Source organism: Pseudomonas sichuanensis (assembly GCF_003231305.1).
Classification (GTDB): Bacteria; Pseudomonadota; Gammaproteobacteria; order Pseudomonadales; family Pseudomonadaceae; genus Aquipseudomonas; species Aquipseudomonas sichuanensis.
The window spans coordinates 1-14,094 of record NZ_QKVM01000085.1 but is presented as its reverse complement, the minus strand read 5'-3'; the positions used below and the strand labels follow the sequence as shown (position 1 = coordinate 14,094).

At 63.3% G+C, this 14,094-nt stretch carries 12 protein-coding genes and 1 rRNA gene; 4 read left to right on the top strand and 9 right to left on the bottom strand.

Going from position 1 to position 14,094, the window contains the following annotated elements:
* Positions 1–117 precede the first annotated feature (117 nt).
* Positions 118–233, top strand: a 5S ribosomal RNA gene (gene rrf / locus DM373_RS27335).
* A gap of 81 nt (positions 234–314) precedes the next feature.
* On the opposite strand, the gene DM373_RS27330 is transcribed toward rrf, so the two are convergent.
* The 9 genes from DM373_RS27330 to DM373_RS27295 form a co-directional block, all read right to left on the bottom strand.
* A complete protein-coding gene (locus DM373_RS27330) occupies positions 315–1,739 on the bottom strand; it encodes a mechanosensitive ion channel family protein (RefSeq protein WP_110996481.1) in 1,425 nt (474 codons plus the stop codon).
* 79 nt (positions 1,740–1,818) lie between these two features.
* A complete protein-coding gene (locus DM373_RS27325) occupies positions 1,819–3,606 on the bottom strand; it encodes a monovalent cation:proton antiporter-2 (CPA2) family protein (protein WP_110996480.1) in 1,788 nt (595 codons plus the stop codon).
* 246 nt (positions 3,607–3,852) lie between these two features.
* Positions 3,853–4,869, bottom strand: a complete 1,017-nt coding sequence (locus DM373_RS27320; RefSeq protein WP_110996479.1) for an alpha/beta hydrolase — start codon at positions 4,867–4,869, stop codon at positions 3,853–3,855.
* Positions 4,870–4,900: 31 nt separating this feature from the next.
* The gene (locus DM373_RS27315) at positions 4,901–5,152 is read right to left on the bottom strand and encodes a DUF2790 domain-containing protein (protein WP_110996478.1); all 252 of its coding nucleotides are present in this window, start codon (positions 5,150–5,152) and stop codon (positions 4,901–4,903) included.
* Positions 5,153–5,280: 128 nt separating this feature from the next.
* On the bottom strand, positions 5,281–6,768 hold the full coding sequence (locus DM373_RS27310; RefSeq protein WP_110996477.1) for a YifB family Mg chelatase-like AAA ATPase: 1,488 nt from the start codon (positions 6,766–6,768) through the stop codon (positions 5,281–5,283).
* A gap of 112 nt (positions 6,769–6,880) precedes the next feature.
* Positions 6,881–7,237, bottom strand: coding sequence for a DUF2493 domain-containing protein (locus tag DM373_RS27305; protein ID WP_110996476.1), 357 nt, complete (start codon positions 7,235–7,237; stop codon positions 6,881–6,883).
* A 9-nt stretch (positions 7,238–7,246) separates the two neighbouring features.
* The gene (gene mgtA, locus DM373_RS27300) at positions 7,247–9,952 is read right to left on the bottom strand and encodes a magnesium-translocating P-type ATPase (RefSeq protein WP_110996475.1); all 2,706 of its coding nucleotides are present in this window, start codon (positions 9,950–9,952) and stop codon (positions 7,247–7,249) included.
* A gap of 298 nt (positions 9,953–10,250) precedes the next feature.
* The gene (locus DM373_RS28860; RefSeq protein WP_157966895.1) at positions 10,251–10,478 is read right to left on the bottom strand and encodes a hypothetical protein; all 228 of its coding nucleotides are present in this window, start codon (positions 10,476–10,478) and stop codon (positions 10,251–10,253) included.
* A 356-nt stretch (positions 10,479–10,834) separates the two neighbouring features.
* Complete coding sequence (locus DM373_RS27295; RefSeq protein ID WP_110996474.1) at positions 10,835–11,116, bottom strand: accessory factor UbiK family protein; 282 nt, start codon at positions 11,114–11,116, stop codon at positions 10,835–10,837.
* Between the two features lie 406 nt (positions 11,117–11,522).
* Here DM373_RS27295 and glnK point away from each other — a divergent pair, with 406 nt between their 5' ends.
* From glnK to sutA, 3 genes are all read left to right on the top strand, one after another.
* Positions 11,523–11,861 (top strand): P-II family nitrogen regulator, encoded by a 339-nt coding sequence (gene glnK / locus DM373_RS27290; protein ID WP_002555808.1) that lies wholly within the window; start codon positions 11,523–11,525, stop codon positions 11,859–11,861.
* Between the two features lie 48 nt (positions 11,862–11,909).
* Positions 11,910–13,244: an ammonium transporter gene (locus tag DM373_RS27285; protein WP_110996473.1), complete on the top strand. Its 1,335-nt coding sequence runs from the start codon at positions 11,910–11,912 to the stop codon at positions 13,242–13,244.
* Between the two features lie 429 nt (positions 13,245–13,673).
* Positions 13,674–14,003, top strand: a complete 330-nt coding sequence (gene sutA / locus DM373_RS27280) for a transcriptional regulator SutA (RefSeq protein WP_105947199.1) — start codon at positions 13,674–13,676, stop codon at positions 14,001–14,003.
* Positions 14,004–14,094 lie beyond the last annotated feature (91 nt).

Here is a 14,094-nt window from a genome sequence, read left to right as displayed (position 1 = left end):
CGTCAAGATTCATTTCGCAAAACCCCTATCTGCGCATGCAGGTAGGGGTTTTGTCTTTAAGTAGGAACTACAGAGATTCGCAGGCACGTCCGAGCGACGGGCCAGCACACAGAATTTCTTGACGACCATAGAGCATTGGAACCACCTGATCCCATCCCGAACTCAGCAGTGAAACGATGCATCGCCGATGGTAGTGTGGGGTTTCCCCATGTGAGAGTAGGTCATCGTCAAGATTCAAACCCAAAGCCCCTGATCGCAATGCGATCAGGGGCTTTGTCTTTTCAGGGCCTTATCCTGCAATGCAAGGCGTTGCGCTAGCGCAACCAGCTCAGGAACCCACCTTTCTTCACTTCCGTAGGCTTCTGCATTAGCAGTGACTCCCTGCTCTGCCGACGGAACCGCTGCAGTTTGGTCAACGCCGACTGCACCTCGCTACGTTGCACCAGGCAACTGCGTACCTGTTCCTTTTCGATGCGATACAGCAGGCATCCGGTCAGGGTGCGGAATTCGGCGAAGGAATCATCGTCGTCAACCAGCCCCTCGATCCCGAGCACCTCGCCCGGGCCCATGCGTCCGGCTTCTACCAGCTTGTCCCCATTACGCACCGAAGCCTGTATCACACCGCTGCCAATCACCAGCAGGTGGTCCGAGTTGTCGCCGATGCCCAGGATCACCTGGTTGGCCAGGTATTCCACCGCCGTCATGCGCTGGCTCAGCGTGTCACGCTCCTCACCGCTGAGCGAGCGGAACACCCGCACCTCATCGATCAGCTCGCGCTGACGGCTGCGTGGCGCAAGCGTCAGGTCGACGTTCCACATCACCCCGCTGGCCTCCAGGTGGCGATGGGCAAGGTCGAACAATTGGTTGCGTACCTCGGTCTTGAGCGCCATGTCGGCGATGAAAGCGCTGGCCTCGTATTCCACGGACTCCAGGGAAGACGCTTTGACCGTTACCTTGGGGGCAGGGGAAGCGAGCAAGGCACTGGTGCCTTGCAGGGCCTTCTCCAGCGCATCAAACACGCGCTTTGGCCGGACCTTGGCCGGCACCACCACGCTGATCACTACCCCATGCCGATCAGCCGGGCGGCTGTGATTAAGCAGCCGCGCCTTGGCCGCCACCGAATTGGGTATCACCGCCAGGCTACCTGTGCCGGTGATCATTCGCGTGGCGCGCCAGTCGATATCCACCACCTTGCCTTCGGTACCGTCGATGGAGATGAAGTCGCCTATCTGATAGGGGCGTGTGGTATTGAGCACGATGCCGGAGAACACATCGCTCAACGTACTTTGCAAGGCCAGGCCAATGACGATGGCCATCACCCCGGAGGTGGCCAGCAAACCCTTGACCGGCAACTGCAGCACATAGGCCGCTGCGGCCACCACTGCGGCAAGGAAGATCAGCGCCCCAATCACATCCTGCAACAGGCGCCCGCCATGGCTACCACGCGCCCCCAGCAGCAGGCCGAACACCACCGTCACTGTGCGCGCACCGAACAGCCACCAGCCAATGGCGAGCACCGTTGCCATCAGGTTGCGCGACACTTCGTCAATCCAGGGTGGTGGCTGCAGCGGGCTCATTCCGGCAGCGACCAGCACGGCGCTGAACAGCAGGAAGATCAACAGCCGTGAGGCAATGCGCCAGATGCGGTGCTGCTGAGGGATCAACTGCCAGAGCAACAAGTCGCTAATGATCAGGCAAGTGCCGAGCAGCAAGGGGTAGGACTGGATGAGCGCCAGCATGGTGTTCTCGCTGCAGGGGGCTGAACGTCAGTAAAGAGCAGGTTGAGCGGGCAGGCAATGGGTGCTCAGCCCATGCAGGTCAATCCACATCCGACTCGAACAGTCGCGCCAGTTCCACCCGCGCTTCCTTGGCCGTCTGCATGACCTTGGCACGATCGTCACGCACCCGCCCCTGGGCTTCCAATACCTGCTCGTCATGCTCGGTAAAGCGAGCGATGCGGTCGGCGGCCTGCTCATCCGATAGCCCCAGCCCGGCCAGCGCACGACGGCTCATTTCCAGGCTGGAATAGAACGTCTCGCGGATCGGCTCCGCGCCCACATCCATCAGCTTGTGCACATGCTGACGGTTGCGTGCCCGAGCGATGACCTTGAGGTGCGGGTACAGGCGCTTGACCCTTTCGGCGGTGCGAATGGTCACCTCGGGGTCGTCACTGGTGATGATGAAATACTCGGCCTCGCCGACCTTGGCCGCATGCAGCACTTCGGGGCGCAGCGGGTCGCCATAGAACACCGGCGCCTGTTCGAACATGCGCGTCATCTCGATGGCGTCCACCGAGGTCTCCAGGGCGATGAAGGGGATCTTCTGCGCCCGCAGGATGCGCGAAACGATCTGGCCCATGCGGCCCATGCCGACAATCACTACGCGAGGGCTGCCGGCATCTATGCTCTTGTACTGCTCGGGCACCTCACGCGCTGCTTGCGGCCGCTTCAGGGCGCGGGCGCAGCCGAGCATCAGCAGTGGGGTGATGGCCATCGACAGGGTGATGGTCATCAGCAGCAGGTCGTAGGTTTGCGTATCGAACAGGCCCTGATCCTTGCCCAGCTTGAATACCACGAAGGCGAACTCGCCGCCGGCCGCCAGCACCATGCCCAGGCGCAGTGCGCTTGCGCTGTTGAGGCCACCGGCCAGGCGGCCGACGCCGATCAGCAGTACCAGCTTCACCGCGATCAACAACAGGGTCAGGCCCAGCAGCATCAGCGGCATGTCCACCAGCAGGCGCAGGTTGGCGCCCATGCCGACACTGATGAAGAACAAGCCCAGCAGCAGGCCCTTGAACGGTTCTATCTGCGACTCCAGTTCATGACGGTACTCGGAGTCCGCCAGCAGCAGGCCGGCCAGGAAGGCGCCGAGCGCCATGGAGATTCCCGCCTCTTCCATCAGCCAGGCGGTGCCGATCACCACCAGCAACGCAGTGGCGGTGGACACCTCCGGCAGGCCGGTGCGGGCCACGGTTCGAAACAGTGGGCGCAACAGGTAGCGGCCGCCGACGATGACGATTGCGATGCTGGCGAACACTTTCAGGCCATGTTCGAGGCTGTCGCCATGGCTGGTGTCCGGGCCACTGGCAGCCAGCAACGGCACCAGGGCAATCAGCGGGATTGCAGCGATGTCCTGGAACAGCAGGATGGCAAAGGCCAGGCGGCCATGGGGCGCATTGAGCTGCTTGCTCTCGGCCAGGCTCTGCAAGCCAAGGGCGGTGGAAGACAGTGCCAGCCCCAGGCCGAGCACGATGGCGGCCGGGAGCGTCTGGCTGAAGCCGAACAAGGCGATGGCGCCGATCACCGCGCCGGTCAGCAGCACCTGGGCAGTGCCGACGCCGAACACCGATTTGCGCATCAGCCACAGGCGTCTGGGTGAAAGCTCCAGGCCAATGATGAACAGCAGCAAGACCACGCCCAGTTCAGAGATGTGCGCGACGCTTTCGGTGTCGCGGATCAGGCCTAGCGCTTGCGGGCCGATGGCCACACCGGCCAGCAGGTAACCGATCACGGCGCCCAGTTGCAGGCGCTTGGCCAGGGGCACGGCGACCACGGCGGCAAGGAGGAAGATGACTGCGGTTTGTAGAAGGCTGCCTTCGTGTGGCATTGCTCGTACTCCTTGAACTGCGTGAGGCAGCGCTTTAGGGAACGGATGACAGGTTGCCGAAGCTTATGCCATCGATGGAAGAGGCGAGCATTTTCGGGTGCTGTGGGAAACAGGACAATTCCAGCCCAACGGGATGCATCGTTCTGAAAGTGGAACCTTTGATCAGCAGATCGCGGGGCAAGCCCGCTCCCACACTTGCGACTGTGGGAGCGGGCTTGCCCCGCGATAGCATCCTGTACCAACCCCTTACTGCAGATGCGTTTTAAGGGCCTGCGCCGCCTGGTCCATGGCATTGCGCACAGCGGGTACGGTGCTCAGCACATTGAGCAGGCCATAGTCATGGATCATGCCGTTGTAGCGCACTGCAGTCACCGGCACCCCGGCGGCGTCGAGCTTGCGGGCGTAGGCTTCGCCTTCGTCACGCAGCACGTCCATTTCGGCGGTCTGTACCAGGGCCGGTGGCAGGCCCTTGAGTTGCTCCAGGCTGGCCCGCAGCGGCGAGGCATGGATGTCGTCGCGTTGACGCGGGTCTGTGGTGTAGCTGTTCCAGAACCACTGCATCATGTTGCGAGTCAGGAAGTGGCCCTCGGCGAACTGGTTATAGGAGGCGTTGTTGAAGTTGGCATCGGTCACCGGCCACAGTAGCGCCTGGAAGCGCAGCTTCGGCGTGCCAGCCTCCTTGGCCTTTATCGCCACCACCGCAGCCATGTTGCCGCCGACGCTGTTGCCGGCCACCGCCAGGCGGCTGCCGTCGACGCCAATCTCCTGGCCATGCTCGGCGACCCAGCGGGTAGCGGCATAGGCCTGGTTGATCGCGGTGGGGAACTGCGCTTCTGGCGAAGGCGTGTAGTCGACGTATACCGCCGCGGCGCCGGAGCCGACCACAAGATCGCGGATCAGCCGTTCGTGGGTTGGGTAATCGCCCAGCACCCAACCACCGCCGTGGAAGAACATGAACACTGGCAGTTCGCCCGTGGCGCCCTCAGGGCGTACCACGCGGATCTGCAATGGCTGGCCGTCGGCCTGAATGGTCCGGCGTTCAACACGGATACCCGACACATCGACTTTCACGCCAGCCTGGGCTGTGCTCAGTACGGCACGTGCGTCTTTCGGCGCCAGGGTTTCCAGCGGCTTGCCGCCGCCTGCGGCAAGCGCATCAAGAAAGCCTTGGGTGTTGCGTTCGACGCCAGCGCTGCCGGCGGCGAAGGCGCTGTTCACGGCCAGGGCCAGCAGGCCAGCGGTCAGGGTGCGGGACAGTTTCATGTGCGGATTCCTCTGCGTGCGAGCCGGCGGCTCAGTTCTGGTTGGCAAGGGTGGTGGGCTGGCTGTAGCTCACGGCTTGCAATTGGCCGTTGCTGTCGCGGTAGGTCAGGATGGCGGTGCTGCTGTGGCCCTCAATGGCGGTGGGCGCCTCGACGGTGACCACCTGAGCGATGTCGAGGTTCATCCCGTAGCGGTAAGCAGTGGCTTCGGTGGCGAAGGCACCGGCGCTGGTGCCGATGGCCAGGGTGGTAACGCCGAGGGCGAGGATTGTGCGAAGGGTCATGATCGTTCTCCAGGATGTGCTCAATGGGTTTGGCGACTGCTTGCTGCGTGAGATGAATATTGAGCGCAAATAGTTAGCGCGCAAAATATATTTCAGCTATGGAGAAGATTGACCCTGTGCATGGCCCGTCAGCTGCCTGGTCGGTACTGCATCGCTTCGGCCAGATGAGCCCGGCCAATGGCCTCGGCCTGCTCCAGGTCCGCCAGCGTACGCGCCACCTTGAGCAGGCGGTGGGCCGCTCGCAGCGACAGCGTGAGGCGTTCGCAGGCGGTTTCCAGCCAGGCCTGGTCGGCCGATGTCAGCAGGCAATGCCGGCGCAGGCCGTTGAGGTCGAGGAAGGCATTGGCGCAGCCCTGGCGACGTTGCTGCCGCGCGCGGGCCTCGGCCACGACAGCGGCGACACTGGCGCTGGTTTCGCCACTGGGTTGGTTATCGAGCACGGTATTCTCCCGGGCCACCGTCAGGTGCAGGTCGATGCGGTCGAGCAGGGGGCCGGAGAGTTTGTTGCGGTAGCGCTGGATCTGCTCGGGGCTGCAGCGGCAGCGGCCGGTGGGGTCGCCAAAGTAGCCGCAGGGGCAGGGGTTCATTGCCGCCACCAACTGAAAGCGTGCCGGGAAGCGCACCCGGTCCCTGGCCCGGGCGATCACGATCTCGCCCGACTCCAATGGCTCGCGCAACACTTCCAGCACGCGCCGCTCGAACTCTGGCAATTCATCGAGAAACAGCACGCCATGGTGCGCCAGGGTGATTTCGCCCGGCTGCGGGCGGCTGCCGCCACCGACCAGTGCCGGGCCCGAGGCGGAGTGATGGGGGTGGCGAAACGGCCGTTGCGGCCAGCTGTCCAGCGGTGCGTGGCCGCTGACCGAGCGGATTGCCGCCACCTCCAGCGCTTCGCGCTCGTCCAGCGGTGGCAGCAGACCGGGCAGGCGGCTGGCGAGCAGGGTCTTGCCGGTGCCGGGTGGCCCTGTGAACAGCAGGTTGTGCCCACCAGCAGCCGCCACCAGCAAGGCACGTTTGGCCGCAGTCTGGCCCTGTACTTCGCTGAGGTCAGGGTAGGGGCGTTGCTCCAGCAGCAAGCCGTTGGCCGCATAGGGTGGCAGCGGCAGTTGCCCGCTCAGGTGCGCCACCAGCTCTTGCAGATGGCCCACGGCGTACACCACCAGCCCGCTGGCCAGGCTGGCTTCCTCGGCGTTCTCGCGCGGTACCACCAGCGCCCGCCCGGCTTCGCGTGCCGCCAATGCTGCGGGCAGCACACCCTGCACTGGCCGCAGCGCCCCGGACAGGGCCAGTTCACCCAGGCATTCGATGTCTTCGAGCGCAACCACCGGTACTTGGCCATTGGCGGCGAGGATCCCCAGGGCGATGGCCAGATCGTAGCGCCCACCGTCCTTGGGCAGGTCGGCCGGGGCGAGGTTCTGGGTGATGCGCCGGGCCGGGTATTCCAGCCCGGCGTTGACGATGGCGCTGCGTACCCGGTCCTTGCTTTCCTTGACCGTCGCTTCCGGCAAACCAACCAGGGTAAGCGAAGGCAGGCCGTTGGCCAGGTGGGTTTCGACACTGACGGCGGGTGCCAGCACGCCCACCTGGGCGCGGCTGTGGACGAGGGCGAGGGACATGGGCGCTCCGTGTTCGCGTGATTCCGGCCGCATCCTGCGGCCCGGCAAAGCATAGTGGTGCCCCTGGCGGGCGCGCTGGAAAGAGTGCGTCGAGGTTTTTCCGCAGCCTCACCTAGCGGCGAGGCTGCTTGCCGCACACCACCGCAATCGCTTCACCCCGCGCCCGAGCCAGCAGTTCCTCGGTATCGTCTCCACCCGGCAAAGCCAGCACCAGGTCTGGCCGGCTGTCACGCAGCATGAAAACGTTGCGCAGACGCTCAGCCAGTTTGCCGTGCAGCTGCCAGTTGGGCGGGTAGCGGACGATGTCCGCACCGTGCTCCCGCGCCCAGGCTTCGATATCGCCACCCAGGTACTGGCTGCCGCCGTGTATGAGCACCTGGATGGGTTGCTGGCGTTGCAGTTCGTCCAGCGCCCGACGGCAGCGCTGGTGGTCGGCGTAGTTGCGTCCCGCACAGATCAGTACACGCATACGCCCTCCTCAGAACCATTGGCCGAAGCGGCGGATGTACAGGGTTTTCATGCCCTGCGCCACCAGGCAGTAACCCAGCAGGGTAGCGGCCAGCCAAGGGAAGTACTCCCACGGCAGCGGCACCAGCCCGACCACCGCCCCCAGTGGCGAGAACGGGATGTAGATACCCAGGCACATCACCAGGCCCGTGGCGAGGATCACCGGCAGCGCCGCAGTGCTTTGCAGGAACGGCACCTTGCGGGTGCGCAGCATGTGCACCACCAATGTCTGCGACAGCAGCCCTTCGATGAACCAGCCGGACTGGAACAGCGCCTGCATCTCCACACTGTTGGCAGCAAACACGTACCACATCAGGGCGAAGGTGGTGATGTCGAAGATCGACGAGGTAGGCCCGATCCACAGCATGAAGCGGCCGATGTTGCGCGCATCCCATTTGCGCGGCTCGCGCAGGAACTCCTTGTCCATGCGGTCCCAGGGCAGCGACAGCTGAGAGAAGTCGTACATCAGGTTCTGCAGCAGCAGGTGGATCGCCAGCATCGGCATGAACGGGATGAAGGCGCTGGCCACCAGTACCGAAAACACGTTGCCGAAGTTGGAACTGGCAGTCATGCACAGGTACTTCATGATGTTGCCGAAGGTTTCGCGGCCTTTGAGCACACCTTCTTCGAGCACCATCAGGCTCTTTTCCAGCAGGATGATGTCGGCCGACTCCTTGGCGATGTCGGTGCCGCTGTCCACCGAAATGCCCACGTCGGCGTCACGCAGGGCTGGGGCGTCGTTGATGCCGTCGCCGAGAAAGCCGACGGTGTGGCCGTTGGCCTGCAACGCCTTGAGCACCCGCGACTTCTGCAACGGGGTGAGCTTGGCGAATACCGTGCGTTCTTCGACTAGCGCCTTGAGCTGGGCGTCGTCCAGCCGCTCGATGTCCTGCCCGAGCAGTGGTTGGCCGGGCTCCAGGCCCACTTCGCGGCAAACTTTGCAGGTGACCACAGGGTTGTCGCCAGTCAGCACTTTCACCTTAACGCCCATGTCACGCAGCGCAGCAATGGCTGGGCCGGCCGTTTCCTTGGGCGGGTCAAGGAAGGTCAGGAAGCCGCGGATCACCAGGCCGCGCTCGTCAGCGGTGCTGTACTGAGCCTTGCGCTCGGTGGCGGGGATTTCGCGGGTGCCGATCAGCAGCACGCGAAAGCCGTCCTGGTTGAACGCGCTGGCGCTGGCCAGCAGTTGCTGGCGCTGGGCCTCGTCGAGGCGGATGCGCTGGCCGTTCTCTTCAACATGGGTGGCGATGGCGAGCATTTCCTCGACCGCGCCCTTGCTGACCAGCAGGTGTTCGCTGAGCGCATCCTTGACGATCACCGACAGGCGCCGGCGAACGAAATCGAAGGGCAATTCGTCGACCTTGGCATAGGCGTAGGGCGGCTGGAAGCCGCTGTTCTCGCCAGCGAAGCGCAGCACAGCCTGGTCCATCAGGTTCTTCACGCCGCTCTGGTGGTGGCTGTTGAGCCAGGCCAGCTCGAGCAGTTGCGGGTCGGTGCGGCCGCTTGGGTCGACATGGTGTTCGAGGATGATGCGGTCCTGGGTGAGGGTGCCGGTCTTGTCGGTGCACAGCACATCCATCGAGCCAAAGTTCTGGATGGCGTTCAGGCGCTTGACCACCACTTTGCGCCTGGCCATGGCCACGGCGCCCTTGGCCAGGTTGGCACTGACGATCATCGGCAGCATTTCCGGGGTGAGGCCCACGGCCACGGCCAGGGCGAACAGGAAGGCATCGCTCCAGTCGCCCTTCACCACACCATTGAGCACGAACACCACCGGCACCATCACCAGCATGAAGCGGATCAGCAGGCTGCTGACGCTGTTCACGCCGCGGTCGAAGGCGGTCTGGCTGCGCGAGCCGGCAATCGCCCTGGCCAGCGAGCCGAAGTAGGTGCGCTTGCCAGTGGCCACCACCACGGCGCGGGCGCGGCCGCTGACCACGTTGGTGCCCATGAAGCCGATGTTCGGCAGGTCGAGCAGGCTGCCTTCGTCAGTGGCGCTGTCGGCAGCGGACTTCGGTGCGATGTGGCCGAGGGTGTCGTACTTTTCCACCGGCAGCGCTTCGCCGGTGAGCACGGCCTGGCTGATGAACAGGTCGCGCGACTCGATCAGGCGGATATCGGCAGGGATCATGTCGCCAGCGGCCAATTGCACGATATCGCCGGCCACCAGTTCGTTCATGGGCACTTCGCGCAGTTGCGCGGGGGTGTCGTGGCGCTCGCGTCGCAGTACCGTGGCGGTGGTGCGGACCATCGCCTTGAGTGCCTCGGCCGCCTTGCTCGAACGGTATTCCTGCCAGAAGCGCAGCAGGCCGCTGACGCTGACCATGGTCAGGATGATGATCACCTTGGTCAGGTCGAGGTCGTCGAGGTCACCGGCGCGCAGCGGCAGCCAGTAGTCGGTGACGAAGCTGATGGCGGCGAGGGTGAGCAGTACATAGATGAAGGGGTTGTGCAGCGCCTTGAGCAGTTGCACCAGGGCCGGTTGCGGTTTGTCGTGGGCGACTTCGTTGGCGCCGTCGCGCTGCAGGCGTTTGGCGGCTTCGTGCTCGGTCAGGCCGAGCTCGCTGGCGTCGAGGTTGGCGAGGGTGACGGCCAGGCCGTTGCGCGCCTCACGGGCGGCGCGCATGGACAGGCGAGCGTCCGCTGTCGTGGTGGTGTTGCGGTCTTTGACGGTCATCGGGCTGTGCTCCTGCCGCAGGAGGCGGCACGAAACACAGTCGACTCACGGTTGGGCGGGTGAGTGCGCGTGTTTCGGGCCGCGATCATTCGATCGGTAGATAACGTTGTTTGTCCGGCGGTTGAACGTTCGCTGGCGCCTGCCGGGATTAATGTCGGCAGCGAACTTTCTACTGGCTGAGTCCATGGTGTCGTTATTCCTCTGGTAACTTTCAGGCAATAAGAGTCCCGCAAACTTCAATGATGAAAAGTTTGTGTCTTATTGCTGGCAATTCAATATGTAAGTGGTGACGCGCCCGTCAGCCGAAACACAACAAGGCGCGCCATCGACTCGGAGGTTCCTGGCCGTCGTCGGCATGCCAGTGCAGGCGCAGGCATCCGTTACCGGGTTGCGATAGCCAGGCGGCACGCAGGCGAGCGCCACGCGCGATGGGGGCGGGGAAGGGCGGCGGGGCCGCATGGGAACAGGCGTGCAGCGCCCCGAGGCGGGCGCGCAGGTGTGTACGGATAAAGGTGATGAGGTTCATGAGCTTGCCTCCGACCGGGCTGGCACCCGAGGCGGCAAGCTACGGCGGAGCATCAGGCTCTGGCGCGGCTTGCCCAGCCAGGGAGGCGGGCCCGGAGTTCCGGTTCAAGTGCCTGACAGCCAAGGGCGGCCAGGCAGCGACTAGATACTGTGTCCATTGAATTCTTCGTGAGTTGAAATAAAGGCCCGGTTTTCAGGGCGGGTGAACTTTATGCAAAGCATAGCGGGCAAGTCAACCCGCAAGGTGAAACTGAATTAAGTTTCATCTGGTTTAATCAGCGCAATTATATGTTGGGAATTCCAACGGCAGGGTGCGTTCCCTGCAGGAGCGGCAGGGCCGCTCCAGAGACGGGATGGTTATTGCTCTGATGCTGGCTCTGATGCTGGCGCTGGCGCGATCCGCGCTTCCAGCTCGGCGAACTGTTTCTCCAGCGCTTCAAGGCGGGCGCGGGTGCGGGCCAACACCACCATCTGGCTGTCGAACTCCTCGCGGCTGACCAGGTCGAGCTTGCTGAAGGCACCCTGCATCAGCACTTTGAACTGGCTCTCCAGTTCGGCGCGGGGCTGAGCGGTGTCGCCGCTGAACAGGCGCGAGGCCTGGTCGCTCAGGGCATCGAGAAGGGCTTTGGGCGCGAGCATGTCAGGCTATCCGTTGATGGGTGAAAGGGCAGCAGTGTATCACGCCCCTTTTCACGGTCAGCCCTGCACACTTTTTGCGCAGGGCGGCCAAAGGTCGCGCACCGAAGTTGTGCAGCTTTTCCCTGCTGGCGACTGGCCAATCCCGACTGTTTCACGCAACTACCTGTTTTCCGGTGTTTTCCCGGAGCTGGCAAGGTTTCTGCAAAGACCAGGGTGAGCCATGCACTGATGCAGTCCGTTGTGACCAGGCAGTGCGTAGCCCAGTGGTAAGGCCCTTGGTCCCCGCCACAAGGTGTCGCGGCGGGGAGGATGGAGCCGACGACGCGTTACAAAGCCAGGCGCTGCGCTTAGACTTGAGACGGGTTTGTTTTCCTGGGGCAAGTCCACCAAATCGGGAGAGAGTTTCATGAAGCTAGTCACTGCCATCATCAAGCCGTTCAAGCTGGACGACGTGCGCGAGTCGCTGTCGGAAATCGGCGTGCAGGGCATCACCGTGACCGAAGTCAAAGGCTTCGGCCGGCAGAAGGGTCACACCGAGCTGTATCGCGGCGCCGAATACGTGGTCGATTTCCTGCCCAAGGTGAAGATCGATGTCGCCATCGACGACAAGGACCTTGATCGGGTGATCGAGGCCATCACCAAGGCGGCCAACACCGGCAAGATCGGTGACGGCAAGATTTTCGTGGTCAATCTGGAGCAAGCGATCCGCATCCGTACCGGCGAAACCGATACCGACGCGATCTAAACGCTACAAAAAAGCCTCACCAAACCCAACGCCCCAGGAGAAAACAACATGACTCTGCGTAAGATCGCAGGGCTAGGAGCCCTATTGTCCCTCGTAATGCCAGGGCTGGCCCTGGCCGAGGAAACTGCCGCCCCGGTGCTCAACTCCGGCGACACCGCCTGGATGCTCACCTCGACGGCGCTGGTCCTGTTCATGACCATCCCGGGCCTGGCCCTGTTCTACGGCGGCATGGTGCGTTCCAAGAACGTGCTGTCGGTGATGATGCAGTGCTTTGCCATCACCGGGCTGATCAGCATCCTGTGGGTTATCTACGGTTACAGCCTGGCATTCGATACCGCGGGTATGGAAAAGGGCGTGCTCAACCTGAATTCCTTCATCGGTGGCTTCTCCAAGGCCTTCCTCAACGGCGTCACGCCGTCGGGCCTGACCTCTGCCACCGCGTTGTTCCCTGAAGCAGTGTTCATCACCTTCCAGATGACCTTCGCCATCATCACCCCGGCGCTCATCGTCGGTGCCTTTGCCGAACGCATGAAGTTCTCGGCCATGCTGATTTTCATGGGCGTGTGGTTCACCCTGGTCTATGCGCCGATCGCGCACATGGTCTGGAGCGGTGACGGTGCGCTGATGTGGGATTGGGGCGTACTGGACTTCGCCGGCGGCACCGTGGTGCACATCAACGCCGGTATCGCCGGCCTGGTCTGCTGCCTGGTGCTGGGCAAGCGCAAAGGCTACCCGACCACGCCGATGGCGCCGCACAACCTGGGCTACACCCTGATGGGCGCGGCCATGCTGTGGATCGGCTGGTTCGGCTTCAACGCAGGCTCTGCGGCGGCCGCCAACGGCACCGCCGGCATGGCGATGCTGGTCACCCAGATCGCTACCGCCGCCGCCGCCCTGGGCTGGATGTTCGCCGAGTGGATCTTCCACGGCAAACCGAGCGCACTGGGCATCGCCTCGGGTGTGGTCGCCGGCCTAGTCGCCATTACCCCGGCCGCCGGTACCGTCGGCCCGATGGGCGCGCTGGTGATCGGCCTGGTCTCGGGCGTGGTCTGCTACTTCTGCGCCACCAGTCTCAAGCGCAAGATGGGTTACGACGACTCGCTCGACGCCTTCGGCGTGCACGGTATCGGCGGCATCATCGGTGCGCTGCTCACCGGTGTGTTCGCAGCGCCGGCCCTGGGCGGTTTCGGCGCCGTCACCGACATCGCCGCGCAGTTCTGGATCCAGGCCAAGGGTGTGCTCTTCACCGTGATCTACACCGCCATCGTCACCTACGTGATCCTCAAGGTGCTGGACCTGGTGATGGGCCTGCGGGTCAGCGAAGAAGAAGAGTCGGTCGGCCTCGACCTGGCACAACACAACGAACGCGGCTACAACCTGTAACTGCCACGCTGGAAAACTTGCCCGGTTCGCCGGGCATTTTTTTGCCTGTAATTTGCCGTTTTACGCCCGGCAAACGGTTTCGCTGTCTTGTTCGCGACCTGGGCAGAAAACTTACAAGTCATTGGGCGTTTCTGGTGCTTTGCTTTTTCTGCGAGCGCGCTAGAATGCGCGCCGAAGGGTGTGGGACGAGTAACCCGCACACTTCGCCACCCTTTGCTAGGCTTGCAGTAGCCTGTGGCCAGCCAGGGTCAGAACAGTCTTGTCAGGCCTTGCCAGGAGCAGGGTCTGCTGGGTGCCGGGCCTCCCATCAGGAGGTGGACGCCCGAGGCAGTGGCCAACCCACGGCCAGTTGAATTTTCACCGGTGACTGCCGTCCATGGTTGCACCGGTCTATAACTAACCTGCTTTTCGCAAGTCATGAGGTAGAACATGAGCGACGACGATCTGGAAAATGATGACCTCGAAGTAGGTGACGAAGACGAGGGTGATGAAGGCCTCGAAGCGGCAGCCGACGATGGTGCTGAAGATGCTGGCGATGATGACAGCAGCCCCGCGCCGACCGCCAAGGGCAAGTCCAAGGCGGCTGTTTCGGTAGACGAAATGCCGAGCATGGAAGCCAAGCAGAAGGAGCGTGATGCCCTGGCCAAGGCGATGGAAGAGTTTCTGTCGCGCGGTGGCAAGGTGCAGGAAGTCGAGGCCAATGTGGTCGCCGACCCGCCCAAGAAGCCTGACAACAAGTACGGCAGCCGCCCTATCTGAGTGGCTGAAAACAAAGAAGCCCGCCGTCGCTGCGGGCTTTTTTGTGTCTACCCGGTTTGTACGGTCTCTGTAGGAGCGGCCTTGTGCCGCG

What these genes read in the sequence shown, in the direction of transcription:
- DM373_RS27320 (WP_110996479.1), bottom strand. Translation starts at nt 4,869, where the DNA reads ATGAAACTGTCCCGCACCCTGACCGCTGGCCTGCTGGCCCTGGCCGTG.
- DM373_RS27285 (WP_110996473.1), top strand. Translation starts at nt 11,910, where the DNA reads ATGACTCTGCGTAAGATCGCAGGGCTAGGAGCCCTATTGTCCCTCGTA.
- sutA (WP_105947199.1), top strand. Translation starts at nt 13,674, where the DNA reads ATGAGCGACGACGATCTGGAAAATGATGACCTCGAAGTAGGTGACGAA.
- mgtA (WP_110996475.1), bottom strand. Translation starts at nt 9,952, where the DNA reads ATGACCGTCAAAGACCGCAACACCACCACGACAGCGGACGCTCGCCTG.
- DM373_RS27325 (WP_110996480.1), bottom strand. Translation starts at nt 3,606, where the DNA reads ATGCCACACGAAGGCAGCCTTCTACAAACCGCAGTCATCTTCCTCCTT.
- DM373_RS27305 (WP_110996476.1), bottom strand. Translation starts at nt 7,237, where the DNA reads ATGCGTGTACTGATCTGTGCGGGACGCAACTACGCCGACCACCAGCGC.
- DM373_RS27295 (WP_110996474.1), bottom strand. Translation starts at nt 11,116, where the DNA reads ATGCTCGCGCCCAAAGCCCTTCTCGATGCCCTGAGCGACCAGGCCTCG.
- DM373_RS28860 (WP_157966895.1), bottom strand. Translation starts at nt 10,478, where the DNA reads ATGAACCTCATCACCTTTATCCGTACACACCTGCGCGCCCGCCTCGGG.
- glnK (WP_002555808.1), top strand. Translation starts at nt 11,523, where the DNA reads ATGAAGCTAGTCACTGCCATCATCAAGCCGTTCAAGCTGGACGACGTG.
- DM373_RS27330 (WP_110996481.1), bottom strand. Translation starts at nt 1,739, where the DNA reads ATGCTGGCGCTCATCCAGTCCTACCCCTTGCTGCTCGGCACTTGCCTG.
- DM373_RS27310 (WP_110996477.1), bottom strand. Translation starts at nt 6,768, where the DNA reads ATGTCCCTCGCCCTCGTCCACAGCCGCGCCCAGGTGGGCGTGCTGGCA.
- DM373_RS27315 (WP_110996478.1), bottom strand. Translation starts at nt 5,152, where the DNA reads ATGACCCTTCGCACAATCCTCGCCCTCGGCGTTACCACCCTGGCCATC.